The sequence below is a fragment of the Candidatus Frankia nodulisporulans genome (assembly GCF_902806475.1).
Classification (GTDB): domain Bacteria; phylum Actinomycetota; class Actinomycetes; order Frankiales; family Frankiaceae; genus Frankia; species Frankia umida.
Genome location: NZ_CADCWS010000103.1, coordinates 1 through 13,628, shown reverse-complemented (window position 1 = coordinate 13,628; position 13,628 = coordinate 1). Strand labels below are relative to the sequence as shown.

At 72.0% G+C, this 13,628-nt stretch carries 9 protein-coding genes and 1 pseudogene; 9 read left to right on the top strand and 1 reads right to left on the bottom strand.

The annotated features are described in order from the left end of the window. Nucleotides 1–396: 396 nt before the first annotated feature. The 7 genes and pseudogenes from G6R24_RS11465 to G6R24_RS11435 all read left to right on the top strand — a co-directional run bounded on the left by G6R24_RS11465 (nt 397) and on the right by G6R24_RS11435 (nt 8,691). Complete coding sequence (locus G6R24_RS11465) at nt 397–807, top strand: helix-turn-helix domain-containing protein (RefSeq protein WP_163549240.1); 411 nt, start codon at nt 397–399, stop codon at nt 805–807. Between the two features lie 69 nt (nt 808–876). Then, a pseudogene (locus G6R24_RS23695) lies at nt 877–2,358 on the top strand (protein kinase domain-containing protein). Nucleotides 2,359–2,440: 82 nt separating this feature from the next. Beyond that, nucleotides 2,441–3,490, top strand: coding sequence for a WD40 repeat domain-containing protein (locus G6R24_RS11455; protein WP_163549239.1), 1,050 nt, complete (start codon nt 2,441–2,443; stop codon nt 3,488–3,490). A 592-nt stretch (nt 3,491–4,082) separates the two neighbouring features. After that, nucleotides 4,083–4,748, top strand: coding sequence for a response regulator transcription factor (locus G6R24_RS11450; RefSeq protein ID WP_163549238.1), 666 nt, complete (start codon nt 4,083–4,085; stop codon nt 4,746–4,748). Between the two features lies 1 nt (nt 4,749). Continuing rightward, entirely contained in the window at nt 4,750–6,918 is a 2,169-nt protein-coding gene (locus tag G6R24_RS23305) for a sensor histidine kinase (protein ID WP_263864050.1), read from the top strand. After that, a complete protein-coding gene (locus G6R24_RS11440; RefSeq protein WP_163549236.1) occupies nt 6,915–7,841 on the top strand; it encodes a TAXI family TRAP transporter solute-binding subunit in 927 nt (308 codons plus the stop codon). The genes G6R24_RS23305 and G6R24_RS11440 overlap by 4 nt, the downstream gene beginning before the upstream one ends. Before the next feature lie 385 nt (nt 7,842–8,226). Then, a complete protein-coding gene (locus G6R24_RS11435; RefSeq protein WP_163549241.1) occupies nt 8,227–8,691 on the top strand; it encodes a pilus assembly protein TadG-related protein in 465 nt (154 codons plus the stop codon). On the opposite strand, the gene G6R24_RS11430 is transcribed toward G6R24_RS11435, so the two are convergent. Continuing rightward, nucleotides 8,633–10,237 (bottom strand): hypothetical protein, encoded by a 1,605-nt coding sequence (locus G6R24_RS11430; RefSeq protein WP_338083890.1) that lies wholly within the window; start codon nt 10,235–10,237, stop codon nt 8,633–8,635. The two genes, G6R24_RS11435 and G6R24_RS11430, sit on opposite strands and share 59 nt — an antisense overlap. A gap of 756 nt (nt 10,238–10,993) precedes the next feature. On the opposite strand from G6R24_RS11430, the gene prfB reads away from it, so the two are divergent. Both prfB and G6R24_RS11420 read left to right on the top strand, forming a co-directional pair. Further along, nucleotides 10,994–12,094, top strand: coding sequence for a peptide chain release factor 2 (gene prfB, locus G6R24_RS11425; RefSeq protein ID WP_163549235.1), 1,101 nt, complete (start codon nt 10,994–10,996; stop codon nt 12,092–12,094). A gap of 496 nt (nt 12,095–12,590) precedes the next feature. Further along, entirely contained in the window at nt 12,591–13,418 is an 828-nt protein-coding gene (locus G6R24_RS11420; protein ID WP_225438402.1) for a polysaccharide deacetylase family protein, read from the top strand. Nucleotides 13,419–13,628: the final 210 nt, after the last annotated feature.

Here is a 13,628-nt window from a genome sequence, read left to right as displayed (position 1 = left end):
CGGCGTCAGGGCTTGCGCTGGTATCGGTCGACAGCGCGGGCGGTGACCGCAGCGGCGGAGTCGGCGACTCGGGGCGGTGGGTGACTCGGGGCTGTGGGAGGCAGAGCGTGACGACATCGCTGGCGTGCGGAGGGACGGAGGAGACCTGGCGCGGCCGTGGGCGGTGCGCGCAAGGGCTCCGCATGGTGGCGCGGGCGATGGTGGCGGGGATGACGGTGGCGTGGTGGCGGGGACGACGGTGGCGCGCGGGAGGCGTGGGCGTCCAAAGGCGGTAGACGGAGGGTTCCGGTGTGGAACGGGGATCCGTGCGGATAAAATCGGTGGGACGCGTGGTCGGGATACAGGGGACAGCTGTCTACGGGGGGCGGCTGGCCGACGCGCGCCAAGGAGATGACCATGGCTCGACCTGAGCGTCCGCTTTCCACCGTGCCCGGACCTGTCCGCGACTTCGCGGCGGCGCTGCGCGAACTGCGCCAGCAGGCCGGCGCGATTCCCTACCGGCAGCTCGCGAAGGCTGCCCATTTCTCGCCCGCGCATCTCGCTCGCGCGGCGGACGGCCGGGCGTTGCCGCGGTGGGAGGTGGTCAGCGCCTACGTCCGCGCGTGCGGTGGTGACCTGCTCGAGTGGCAGCGACGGTGGCAGCTGGCCAGCGCGGTCGCTCAGGCGCAGCGCGAGTCCGTCGTCGTGGTGCACATGCCGCGTATGCGCTCGGCTCTGGTGGATTCTGGCTGCTCAGGGCATATGGCGCCGGTCCATCAGCTGGCTTCTGCGCGGTCTGTGGCCTCGGTGTCCAGCGCCACCGGGTAGCTAAACGGCCGGGGACCGTAGACTCGCGGCTTGTGCTGGGAGAAAAGGGCACAATAGCGGCGGCTGTCCGTGCGCGTTGTTTCTGTTCGGGTGGACGCTGTGCTTGTTGAGCGGGCGCAGATCGAGGCTGCGTTGCCCGGCTATGAGCTGGGGGACCAGATCGGCTCGGGCGGCTTCGGCCTCGTGCTGGCCGGCTGGCAGACCAGCCTGCAGCGTGACGTGGCGATCAAGGTGCTGGCCGCGGGCAGAAACCCGAGGTCGCAGGCCGCGGCCTCGGCGGAGGCGCGGATCCTCGCGGGGCTCGACCATCCGCACATCGTGCGGGTGTTCGACTACCGGGAGGTCGAGGGGCTGCGGCTGATCGTGATGGAGCGGCTGTCCGGGGGCACGTTGACCCAGCGTCGGGCGTAGCTCGGTCCCGACGCGGTCTGTGCCATCGGGCTGGCCGTGGCGGATGCCCTGAGCTGCGCGCATGCCAACGGCGTGCTGCACCGCGACATCAAGCCGGACAACGTCATGTTCGACGCGTCCGGGGTGTTGAAGGTGGTTGATTTCGGCATCGCGAAGCTCATCGGTGCCACACCGGTCACCGCGAGCGCGGTGGTGGGCACGCCGCTGTTCATGGCTCCCGAGCAACTGGCCGGCGGGCGTGTCGGTCCGGCGACGGACCTGTACGGGCTCGCCATGCTGCTGCACCACCTGCTCGCCGGCCGTCCCGTGAACCCCGACCGCCTGGGCCATCTCGATCACCCGGGCCGCCCCGACCGCCTGGACCGCCTGGACAGTCCGCGCGACGCGGGTCGTCCAGGCGCGGCGGGCTACCAGGGCCAGGCCGGCCAGGTGAGCTGGCCCGGGGAGGAGGAGACGTGGTCGCTGGGTCTGCCATCGCCGCGTCCGCTGCCGCCGCGTGCGGGGCCACCAGGTGCGTCGGGTCCGTCGGGTCCGTCGGGTGCGTCGACGGTGGAGCCGTTGGTGCGGGCGGGGTCGGTGTCGGCGGCTCGACTCCGACCGATCGTTCCCGGGCCGTTGCCAGCAGCGGTGCCGAAAGAGGTCGGGGAGGTGGTGCTCGCCGCCTTGGCCGCGGACCCGGCACAACGTCCGGACTCGGCGCGGGTGTTCGCTCTCGCCCTGGCGCGCGCGGCCGCGGACGTCTATGGCCCGAGCTGGGTGATGCGGTCCGGGGTGCCGATCAGACTGCACGACGATGTCCGTGCCATCGCCGAGCGGCCGTCCAGACTGCACTGGGCGGCCCTGCCAGCGAGCGGTGAGACGGCTGCTCCCACGTCGATACCGGATGAGCCGGTCGTCGACCGATCTCGGCCGCCGAGGCGGCGATCACTGGCATCGCTGTTGGCGAGAGTGGCACCGGCACCGACGGGCTCTGCCTCTGCCTCGGCGACGGCGGCATCTGGGCCGCGGGCGGCATCTGGGCCGCGGGCGGCATCTGGGCCGTGGGCGGAGGCGCCACGGGTAGCGGAGCCGCGTCCAGCGCAGCCGTGGGCGGATGGGTCGCGAGCGGGTGAACCGCGGATGGCAGGGTCGGCGGCGTAGCGGGGCCAGGCAGCGGCGGCGGGGAGACAGGCGGCGCTGGGCGGTTCTGGTCGCGGCTGGAGTGGTGGTCACGGGGCTGGCGGTGACGGGGGTTCTGCTGCTCGTCGGCGGTGGCGAAGGTGGCGGTGGTGAGCAGCGGCAGGCCAGGCTGATCGGGCGACCGCTGACCGGGCACACCAACTGGGTGGCGGCGCTGGCGTTCGCCCCGGACGGGCGCACGATGGCCAGCGGCAGCAAGGACGGCACCGTCCGGCTGTGGGATGTGGGTGATCCGGCGCGTCCGCGGGCGCTCGGCGTGACCTCGCCACCGACGGCGGGGGTGCTCGCGGTCGCCTTCTCGCCGCGGGGGGACGTCCTGGCGCTGGCGAACTGGGATGGTTCGGAACAGCTGTGGGACGTGCGCGATCCGTCCCGTCCGCGGTTGCTGCCGGTCGGTTTTCCGCGCAGCGCCACCTCGCTGAGCTGGGTGGCGTTCAACGCGGATGGGCAGCGACTGATGGACGGGACCAAAAGCGGGATCGTCCGGTACTGGGATGTCACCGATCTGCGCCATCCGCATCTGCTCAGCGAGCTGGCCGCGGGTAGTTCGCCGGTGGACTGGGTGCGCCAGACCGCCGATCCGCTCGGCGCGTACCTGACCACCTCGGGCGGCGACGGGAAGAGCCAGCGGATCAAGCTGTGGTGGATGACCGCCGAGTCCGAGCCCAGCCTGCTCGCGGACCTGCCGACCGGGCACTCCGGTCCGGTCTACGGCCTGGCGATGTCGACGGACCTGCGGACCCTGGCCACCGGCGGCAAGGACACCACCATCCGGTTGTGGGACACGACGAATCCGAGTGCGCCCCGTCCGCTCTCGTCGCTGCCGCGCGGCCACAGCAGTTCGGTGTGGTCGCTGGCCTTCTCGCCGAACGGACAGGTGCTGGCCAGCGGCAGCTTCGACAACACCGTCCGGCTGTGGGATCTCGGCGACCGCAGGGCCCCACAGCCGCTGGGCGGGCCGCTGACCGGGCACACCGACTTCGTGCAGGCGGTCGTCTTCTCGCCGGACGGCCGTCTACTCGCCACCGGCAGCCGGGACGGCACGATCCGGCTCTGGCACGTCCCGAGTGCTCCCGCCGTCGAGAGCCGCTGACCGTCTGGTGCTGACCTCTCGGTGCTGACCCCTGGGTGCTGACCTCTCGGTGCTGACCCCTGGGCGCTGACGACTCGGTGCTGGCCCCTCGGCGCTGACCACTCGGTGTGACCGTCTGGGCGCGTCCGGGTTGAGACCGGCGGGCCGTCCAGGTCGCATCGCGGCGATCGGCGCGCGGTCAGGGTGGGGTGGGGCGGGGGTGGTCGCTGGCCACTGACTCCTTGCTGGGCGGGAAGGTTGTGCGTCCTCCTCAGGTGGGTTCGTCCGTGCGTTCGTACCCGATGGGCGATGGGGGGTGCACAGGGTCGTCGCGGACGGCTGCGGACGGGGACGCGGCGGGGTCGGTGGCCACGGATCGTGACCAAAGGGCGCGATCTTGGGCGTGTGGTGGGTATGGCATGGGTGGGGGTCGGGCTGTCAGATCTTTCGGTGGGGCCCCGGGAACGCGAAGAAGTGGTAGCCACAACGTGCCTGTGGTTGGTGGGTGTTCTCCCCCGCCGAGCTTTCGCCTGCTGGTCTGGTCCTCGGTGCACGTATCCAGGAGTGGAGGGGCTTCCGCGGCTGTGGCCGTGGCTGGAGGATTGAGGCGTCAATGCGTGTGTTGCTGGTCGAGGACGACCATGGCGTGGGTGGTGCGATCAAGGATGTGCTCGACGCCCGCGGCCATCCGGTCGAATGGGTGACCCGAGGGGCCGACGCGCTGCTGCGCCATCGGGGTGCGGACCTGTTGCTGCTGGACCTGGGGCTGCCGGACATCAGCGGGCTGGAGGTGCTGCGGCGGCTGCGGCGGCTGGCGGCCACCCCGATCCTGGTGCTGACGGCGTCGGGTACCGATGAGCGCGACATCGTCCGCGGTCTGCGCCTGGGTGCGGACGACTACCTGCTCAAGCCGGTCCGGATGGACGAACTGCTGGCCCGGATGGAGGCGGTGCTGCGCCGCGCCCAACGGGAGGAGGGCATCCCGGCGATCAGTCGGGTTCAGGTGGGCGGCGTCGCCATCGACCTCGACACCCACCTGGTCACGGTGGCCGGTGAGGAGGTGGTGCTGACCCGGATCGAGTTCGAGATCCTCGCCGTACTGGCGCGTAAGGCGGGCACCGCGGTCAGCCGCGAACAGCTGCTCGACGAGGTGTGGGGCGACGCGTACGTCGCCGTGTCGCGGACCTTCGACGTCCATCTGTCGAAGTTGCGCAAGAAGCTTGGCCGGCCGAGCCCGCTGCACAACATTCGCGGTTTCGGTTACCGGCTGGGCGACTGAGGTGCGTAGACGGCTGCTGATCGTGCTCATCGCGGCCGGGCTCGCGGCGCTGGCGGCCTTCGCCGTCCCGCTGCTCTACACCACCGCCGCGGAACGCACCGACCGGTTCGTCGGCCGGCGCACCGCCGACATCAACCGGTTCGCCGAACTCGCCGTGACCGGATCGGACCAGCTCGAACCCGAGATCGACGCGCATGCCGACCTGTACGGCGACGCCGTCATCGTCGTCGATGCCGCCGGCCAGCCGATCGTGCGCCGCGGGGATCTGCCCGAGGGACCCGAGGTGGACCGGGCGATCGACGCGGCGCTGCGCAACCAGCGGCAGGCGAGCCTGCCTGACCTGCGGCCCTGGTCGAGTGGCCAGGTCGTGTTCGCCCGTCCGGTCGGCAACGGCATCGAGGTGTCCGGCGCGGTGCTGTTGCTGAGCAGCCGGGAGCGGGCCGCCGCCGACGTGGGACGGGTCTGGGAGCACGTCCTGTTCGGTGTGCTCGCCATCGCAGCCCTGTTCGCCACGCTGATCCTGCTGCTGGTGCGCTGGGTGCTGCGTCCCATCACCCAGCTGGAACACGGTCTGCGGGCCGTCGGCAAGGGCGTGCACAGCGCCTACGTCCCGCCGCAGCAGGGGCCGTCCGAGGTGCGTACGCTGCTCACCTCGTTCAACCGGATGGCGGACGTGGTCACCGAGTCGGCCCGCCGTCAGCGTGCCCTCATCGACGACACCTCCCACCAGTTGCGCAATCCGCTGATGGCCCTGCGGCTGCGGATGGACACCCTCGCCGACCGGCTGCCCCCCGACGCCCAGAAGACCTACACCTCCATGGTCGCCGAGGCCGGCCGGCTCCAGGTCCTACTGGACGGCATGCGCGCCCTGGCCGTCGCCGACGCCGCCGCCACCGAACTCGCCGCCCGACCCCCGTCCGAGCAGACCTGTGACGCGGCCACCATCACCCGTGACCGCATCGAGTTCTGGACGACCGCCGCCCGCGCCCGCGGTGTCATGCTCCTCGACCGGACCCCGCCCGGACCCATCCCCCTGCGCTGCACGGACACCGACCTGGAGCAGATCGTGGACGTGCTGATCGACAATGCCATCAAGTACGCCCCCCGCAGCACCGTGACCGTCACGGTCAGCGCCCGCTGGCCCGCCGCCCGCGGCCGGATCACCGTCGCCGACGACGGCCCCGGCGTGCCCGAATCGGAACTGCCGCATCTGACCGAACGCTTCCGCCGCGGCCCCTCGACCCTGCGCCCGGACGACCCCGCCGCCACCGGCTCCGGCCTCGGCCTCGCGATCGCCGAACGGCTCACCACCAACCACGGCGGACGCCTCATCCTCGCGCGCGTGTCGCCGCACGGCCTGTCCGTCGACGTCGACCTGCCCGCCGGCCCCCGGCCAGCCCCCGCGCCCACCTCGACGACCTCCGGTTCCGGTTCCGGCGCGGTGGGCACCGACGGCCACGCGGACGGGGTGAACCTGGCCGACTCCATCCGCGCCGACACCACCCCGACGATCCTGCTGCCCGTCCTGCGCCGCCACCGCGCCCACCGCCGCACCCGCCGCGAGACCATCACCGCCACCCGGCCACCGGAGACCCCCAGCCCGCGTTCGACCCCCGCGCACCCCGCCACCCAGCGACCCAGCACCACACGTTCCGGCGCCCCGCGTGCCGAGGTGCCGCGTGCCGGGACCCCGCGTGCTGAGGTGCCGCGTGCCGAGGTCCCGCGTGCTGACACTGTCGGCATCCAGCGTCCTGGCAGCGCGGACGTCCAGCGCGTGAGCGGGTCTGGCGCGGGGCGGGCGAGCGTCGCGCTTACCCGTGAGGTGGACGTTCCACCGCGGCCGGCCGAAGCCGAAGCCGGGGCCGGGGCCGGGGGCGGCGACGTCGGTGAGCGTGCGGCGTCGCGGACGGGCCTGTCCGTGACGCCGGAGGTGGACGTCCCCGTGGATCGGGACGGTACGCGGGACGAGAGCGTCCGCCCGGAGCGGACCACCGCGGCGGACGGGACACCCGACGAGGAACGGGCCCCGGGCGCGCACGGGTCGGGTCCACACGGGTCGGGTTCGGGCTCGGCCGGGTCGGGTGCGCGCGGGTCGGGTTCGGGTTCGCGCGGGTCGGAATCGCGCGGGTCGGAATCGGGTTCGGGCGGGTCGCGGGGGCCGGCGGCATGACGATCTCCCGACGGAACGTGCTGCTGGGCGGCGCGCTTGGTACGGCCTGCGCCGTGACCGCGGGACTCACCGCGGCCTGCGGGCGCTCGGGGCACACGATCTCGATCGCCGCGGGCGAACCGGACGGCTTCTACATCGAGTTCGCGAATCTGCTCCGACCACTGCTGGACGCCCGGGTCATCCCGACGCTCGGCAGCGTGCAGAACATCCGCGCGGTCACCGCCGGCACCGCCGACCTGGGGCTGGCCCTCGCCGACTCGTTGGACGCCGCCCGCATCGGTTCCCCGGCCTTCGGTGGCCGTCCGATGACGTTGTACGCGCTGGGCCGGGTCTACGAGAACTACATGCAGCTCGTGGTCCGCGCGGACAGTCCGGTGCGCACGCTCACGGACCTGGCCGGACGGTCGGTGTCGCTGGGGGCGAACGGCTCGGGCGCGGCGCTGTTCGGCGAGCGGCTGTTCGCCACCGCGGGGGTGCAGCCGGGACAGACCCGGCATCTGGCGCTCACCGACGCCGTCGCCGCGCTGCGCGACAACATGATCGACGCGATGCTGTGGTCCGGTGGCGTCCCGACCCCGCTGCTCGCCGAGGCCGACCGGGCCTGGGGCATCCGCCTGCTCGACCTCGGCGACTACGTCCCCGCCCTGCGCGCCCGGTACGACCAGCTCGCCCTGCCCGCGGGCAGCTATCGCTCGGTCAGTGCCGTACGCACCATCGGCGTGCCGAACCTGCTGGTCACCGGTACCCACACGGATGACTCGGTGGTCCGCGACACCGTCCGCGCCCTGGTCGAACACGCGGGCCAGCTCGTCCCCGCCCAGGCTCGCGGCACCCAGTACCTCGACGTCGGCAACCTCATCAACACCGAGCCGCTTCCCCTGCACCCCGCCGCCGTCAGCACCTACCGGGCGCTGCGCGGCTGAGAGCCGGTCCGCGAGCGTCCCATTGTGGCCGCGTTCTGGCCGGGCGACGCCCGATTCTCCAGAAGGCGTCCGGGTCGTGTTTCCACGCTGCCTGGAATCGGCTGTCCCGCTGGTCCGTCCCGTGGGATGGCGCTGGCGTGTCACGGGCGTCCGCTGGCCGTCGAGGTCCGAGCCGGGATGGTCCTGGCGGCGGGTGGAATTGATACTTCTACAATGCGGGGGCGGTGAGAAGCGGGTCCGGTGGTGAGCGGGAAATCGGCGGACGACCGCGGCTCAGGAGAGGAGAAATCGCGTGCCTGAGCTGCGGAGACGGACGCGCCTGGGTCGGCTCGTGGTCCGCGGCCCGCTCGCCTGGCAGGCCCGGGTAACCGGATGTGGCAGGAATATGGCATCAGTATCCGCGCAGCCGCAGCCGCAGCCGCAGCCGTCGGATGGCGGGACGATTCTGATTCTTACCCTGGGCTATCTGATGGTGGCGGCAATGCTGGTGGTGGTGGTGACCGACGTGTCGGCGGTGTACCTGGCGCGGCGCTCGGTGGCATCGGCGGCGGACGGCGCAGCCCTGGCCGCGGCGCAGCGGATTGACGAGAACGCCGTGTACACCGCCGCGGGCACGCTGGACCGGCTGCCGTTGGCGGACATCGACGAGACGGTGTCGCGGTACCAGCAGCAGGCCGACCCCAGTGGGCGGACGTCCCTGTCCGCGAGCCTCGTCGATGCGGCGACGGTGCAGGTGGAAGGGACGCGGACGGTCGACCTGCCGGTGGTGGGCGTACTGGGCGTCGGGCCGGTTACCGTTCGGGCCGGGGCGCAGGCACAGTCGGTGGTCCGCCAGCCCGTCGAACCATGACACCCTGTTCGCCGGCGCCCTGTTCGCCAGCGTTCAGCTCGCCAGGACCCCGCGCGTCAGGACCCCCTTCGCCAGGGCCCCGTTCGCCAGCGTCCCGCGCGTCAGGACCCCGTTCGTCAGCGCCCCGTTCGCCAGCGTCCCGCGCGTCAGGACCCCGTTCGTCAGCGCCCCGTTCGCCAGCCGCGGCACTCCCGGTGCTCCGACTGTCGCCTTTCATGGTGTCGACGCTGGACGTCCCCTCGCCGTAGGCGCTGAGGGCGGCGGCACGCAGGACGGAGGCGGTGGCGGCCGACACGCCGAAACCCGTCGCGCCGAAGCCGGAGGCGCCGAAACCCGTCGCGCCGAAGCCGGTCGTGCCGAGGACGGGGGAACCCGGCCCGCGGGCAGCGGCGTTACCGGGACCGGTGGCGGGGGTGGCGCCGAGGGTGAAACGGTCGGGGAGCCGGGCGGTGCGCGGGTCCGGTTCGGGTTCGCGGTGCAACCAGGGGGTGGTGGCGTCGACGAGGTCGTCGAGGCCTTCGCCGGTGCGCTGCTCGGACAGGGCGGAGACGTCCCGGACGAGCCGGACGAGCCGGGCGAGCCACTCGGCGGGGCGCGTGGCGGACAGGGCCACGGCTCGTCCGGCGTGGTCGGCGGCTTCGTCGCGGTCGGGGAACTCGCGGGCCAGCGCCGCGCGGGCCTGGGCCATCCGGACCGAGACGACCATTCCGGTCTGGCCGGAGCCGGTGACCAGGTGGGCGGCGCGTTCCAGGTGCGGGGTGGCCTCGTCGGCGGCGCCGACGGTGGTGAGTGCCTCGGCGCAGGCGAGTGCGAGGTCGGCGGGGGAGTAGGTCTCCAGGGCGAAGCCGGGGGTGCCGAAGGCGGTGTCGTCGAGGCGTTCCATCGTCTGCCAGGCGCGGGCGACGCCTTCGCGGACCCCGGCCGCGTCGCCGGTGGCGGCGTAGGCGCTGGTCACGACCTTGCCGGCGATCAACGCACGGGTGGCGCTGAACCCGGCGATCCGGGCGGCCACCCCGGCGATCTGCAGGGCGACCGCGGGGCTGTGCGGACGGACGATCCGGGCTCGCAGCGCCAGGGCCCGCGCGGCGAGCGGACCGTCGCCGGCGGCGCGGGCGAGGGCCGCCGCCCGGTCTGCCCGCATGGCGGCGTCCGCGTGCCGACCTCGGTCGTAGGCGGTGGCGGCAGCGGCTGTCATGACCGCGGCGTGCAGACGCATCCAGTCCAGGGCAGCGCGCCCGCGCAACCGGTGTCGGCCGGGTACCGCCCGGGTCGCCTGCTCGAGTTCGGCCAGAGCGGCGGCGGTCGTGGCGAGTTCGGTGGTCTCGTAGGCGCCGACGGCCGCGTCGAGTAGAGCGGAGCAGACCTCGTGCAGGACGGCGGGCCGCTCGTCCGCGTGACGGGCGAGCTCACGGCCGATGAGGCCGCCGGGAGTGGACGGGCCGGGGCCGGTGCTGTCGGCATCCATGCTTATGGCGCCCATCGCGAGGCTGGTGGCGACGAGAACGGTTCTTCGATCCGCTCCCGCACCAGGGGTCGGGTGGGGCATGACGGCAACCTTCGTGGCTCGGCGGGAATGGTCACGCCGCAGCCCGGAGACAGCGGACGGTGACGGGCGGCGACCTGGTGTGCGGCCATCGGGGTTAACCCGGCGGTCCGGCCGGTCAGCGGGCAGGTTTCGGTTGCCATCGCAGCCTCCTTGCATCCCACGCACAGCATCGGACATTCGGCGAATTCAACGCTGAAGTCCGCACCTGAAGATATCCTTTCGATGCCGCATATGCCGGTGTTCGTCCCCGCCCACGATGTGGGCCAGATCTCTTCGTCAAATGCCGCGAGCGTCGGGACGGCGGATCATCCGAGTGGATGCGCTGGTCCGGTGCGGACTCGATTGTCCTTGGCGCGGGTGCTGGTTGGTCAAATGCTCCCGGTACGTCGTTTCATGTTTCACTGCGATGTCGTCAGGACATTGCATGTTTCGATGATGTGTTCTTTCACGACTGGCGCCGTGACGCGGATCGGGCTGTCCGTGGTCGACCACGGACCGGTCCGCCACCAGACGGCTGCGACGTGTGACGGATGGGTGGGCGGCCGCGCGGGCCCGCGGCCAGGCCGTGCGAGCCCGCGGTCGGGCCACGGCCGGTGCTACCACCGCGACCGGGCCGGTCGTGACCGCCGCGACCGGGTGGCGACCGCCGCGACCGGGCCGGGACGGGGGTCGTGTGGTCGTGTGGTCGTGTGGACGCGTGCGGGGCCAAGATCGGTGCTTCGGTGGGTGTGCGACGGTCCCGGTAAGGTGAATGACATGGCCGCCGACCTGTCCGAGGAGATCAAACAGCTTGATGCCACGCTCAGCGGCATCGAGTCCGTGCTCGACCTGGCAGCGCTGCGTCGCCGCGCCGAGGAGCTCGAGCAGCAGGCGGCGGATCCAGAGCTGTGGTCAGACCAGGATCGGGCGCAGGCGGTGACCCGCAAACTGTCCTCCACCAAGGGCGATCTCGCTCGGGTGGAGGGGCTGCGCAGCCGGCTCGACGATCTCCTCGCCGCGGTCGATCTCGGGGACGACGACCTGCTCGACGAGGCGGCCGCCGGCCTGCCCGCGCTCACCACGGACATCGCCGCCCTCGAGGTGCGCACGCTGCTGTCCGGTGAGTACGACGAGCGCGACGCGATCGTCCAGCTCTCCGCCGGCGCCGGCGGTGTCGACGCCGCGGACTGGACGGCGATGCTGCTGCGGATGTACCTGCGCTGGGCGGAGCGGCACGGCTACGCCACCGAGGTCTTCGACACCTCCGAGGCGGAGGAGGCCGGCCTGAAGTCGGCGACCTTCCAGATCAAGGCCCCCTACGCCTACGGGACGCTGCGCAGCGAGCACGGGGTGCACCGGCTCGTGCGTATCTCCCCGTTCGACAACCAGAACCGCCGGCAGACCTCGTTCGCCGGCGTCGAGGTCACACCGGTCGTCGAACTGTCCGACCATGTCGATATTGACGACAAGGAACTTCGGATCGACATTTTCCGGTCATCCGGCCCAGGTGGTCAGGGCGTCAACACCACCGACTCCGCGGTGCGGATCACCCATCTGGCGACCGGCATCGTGGTCACCTGTCAGAACGAGCGCAGCCAGTTGCAGAACAAGGCGGCGGCGATGATCGTCCTGCAGGCGAAACTGCTCGAGCGGCGCCGGGCCGAGGAAGCCGCGGAAAAGGCCCGGATCACCGGCGGCCCGCAGGACGTCTCCTTCGGCTCACAGATCCGCAACTACGTGCTGCATCCGTACCAGCTGGTCAAGGATCTGCGCACCGACACCGAGACCTCCAACACCGGCGGCGTTCTCGATGGCGAACTCGACGCGTTCATCGACGCCGAGATCCGCTGGCGGCGTTCCGCCGAGAACCCGGCGTGATCGGGCCGGGCCTGATCGGGTCGGCCATCCGGCGCCGCACGACACCGCCGGATGGCCGGTAGATATCCTTTTTCGCGGGTTCGAGGCGTATCCGCCGTGGCCATCCGGTGAAATTCTGTTCGATCTGATCGTGGTGACGGGGGGCCCGGGGTCCCCGCGGGCGGGTGGTTCCTGATCCCCGCCGGACGCACCGGGCACTGCGGTCGGGACCATTGGCACGCCCGGTATGCGCGTGTAGAGTCCCGGAGTAGTTCGCGCACCGTTCGATGTTTAAACTTCGCTCGCTCCGTCCGGTTCGCGCGCTGCGACGCCTGATGGGAACCCTCATGGGAAGTACGTCCGTGTCACTTGTTCGTCCACGATTGAGTACCGTCGTCGCGGAGGGAGTGCGGCCCGTGTACCCCCAGTTCTGCACACACCGGCAGATACGCGGAATTGACCGGCCTAATCCGGGCGTAGCAGCCGCCGCGGCGGGCAGGGAGTGATGGTGACCACCATGACGACCGCACTTCCCGGGGTTGACACCGGCCTGATCGAGCCTCTTCTCGCGACTCCGTTGCCCGTCCTGATGTATCACAGCGTGGGTGATTCGGTGAGCGCCGATTTCCGGCGCTGGGAGGTCCCGCCGGGCGCGTTCGCCGAGCAGCTCGGCGCGCTGTCCGCGAACGGCTATCACCTCACCGGTCTGTCCGACGCGCTGGCGCATCCCGAGCGTCGCCAGGTGGCGATCACCTTCGACGACGGCTTCGAGGATTTCGTCACCACCGCGCTACCCGCGTTGCAGAACGTCGGCGCCGGCGCCACCCTCTACGTCCCCACCGCCTACGCCGGCCGCCGCGCCTCCTGGCTCGACGGTTACAGCGAACGTAACCTTCCCCTGCTGGACTGGCCCGATCTCGCCGCCCTCGCCGGCGAGGGTGTCGAACTCGGTTCGCACGGCCATCGCCACCTCGAGCTGGACGTCGTCCCCACCGCCCTCGCCCGCTACGACGTGACCGCCAGCCGTCGGGCCATCGAGGAGAACACCGGCCGCAGCCCCGACAGCTTCGCCTATCCGTTCGGGTACCACTGCGCGTCCGTGCGCAGCGTCGTCGCCGCGGCCGGGTTCTGTTCCGCCTGCGAGATCGGTTACCGCCTGCACCAGCCGATCCGGTCCCGGTTCGCGATCAGCCGGCTGGTCGTGGAACCCACCGCCGGCGCGGTCGAGATCCTTCGCCTGGTCGCCCAGGGCCACCGCGATGCCCTCGCCAGCGCCCGGCGCAGCCTGCGCTCCGGCTGGCGTGCCTACCGCGCGGCCCGCTGGCGTCTCGGCCGCGGCTCCTGAGCTACCGCACGGCACCGCACGGCACCGCACGGCGGCACCGCCCACGGAACGCCGGGGCGCCCCAGGGTGTGACGCATCTGGGGGTTCCGCGCCGTCCGTGCTGGCCAACCCGCACACTGGGATGAGTCGCGCCCTTTGGGGTGGGTCGGTCTCTGGCGGGCAGGGGTCTGGCAGGCGGGCGGAGGCGAGTGGCGTTGGACAGCTATGGCG

Coding starts and splice junctions, on each gene's coding strand:
- G6R24_RS11465 (WP_163549240.1), top strand. CDS start 397: ATGGCTCGACCTGAGCGTCCGCTTTCCACCGTGCCCGGACCTGTCCGC.
- G6R24_RS11450 (WP_163549238.1), top strand. CDS start 4,083: ATGCGTGTGTTGCTGGTCGAGGACGACCATGGCGTGGGTGGTGCGATC.
- G6R24_RS11440 (WP_163549236.1), top strand. CDS start 6,915: ATGACGATCTCCCGACGGAACGTGCTGCTGGGCGGCGCGCTTGGTACG.
- G6R24_RS11435 (WP_163549241.1), top strand. CDS start 8,227: ATGGCATCAGTATCCGCGCAGCCGCAGCCGCAGCCGCAGCCGTCGGAT.
- G6R24_RS11430 (WP_338083890.1), bottom strand. CDS start 10,237: ATGCCCCACCCGACCCCTGGTGCGGGAGCGGATCGAAGAACCGTTCTC.
- prfB (WP_163549235.1), top strand. CDS start 10,994: ATGGCCGCCGACCTGTCCGAGGAGATCAAACAGCTTGATGCCACGCTC.
- G6R24_RS11420 (WP_225438402.1), top strand. CDS start 12,591: ATGACGACCGCACTTCCCGGGGTTGACACCGGCCTGATCGAGCCTCTT.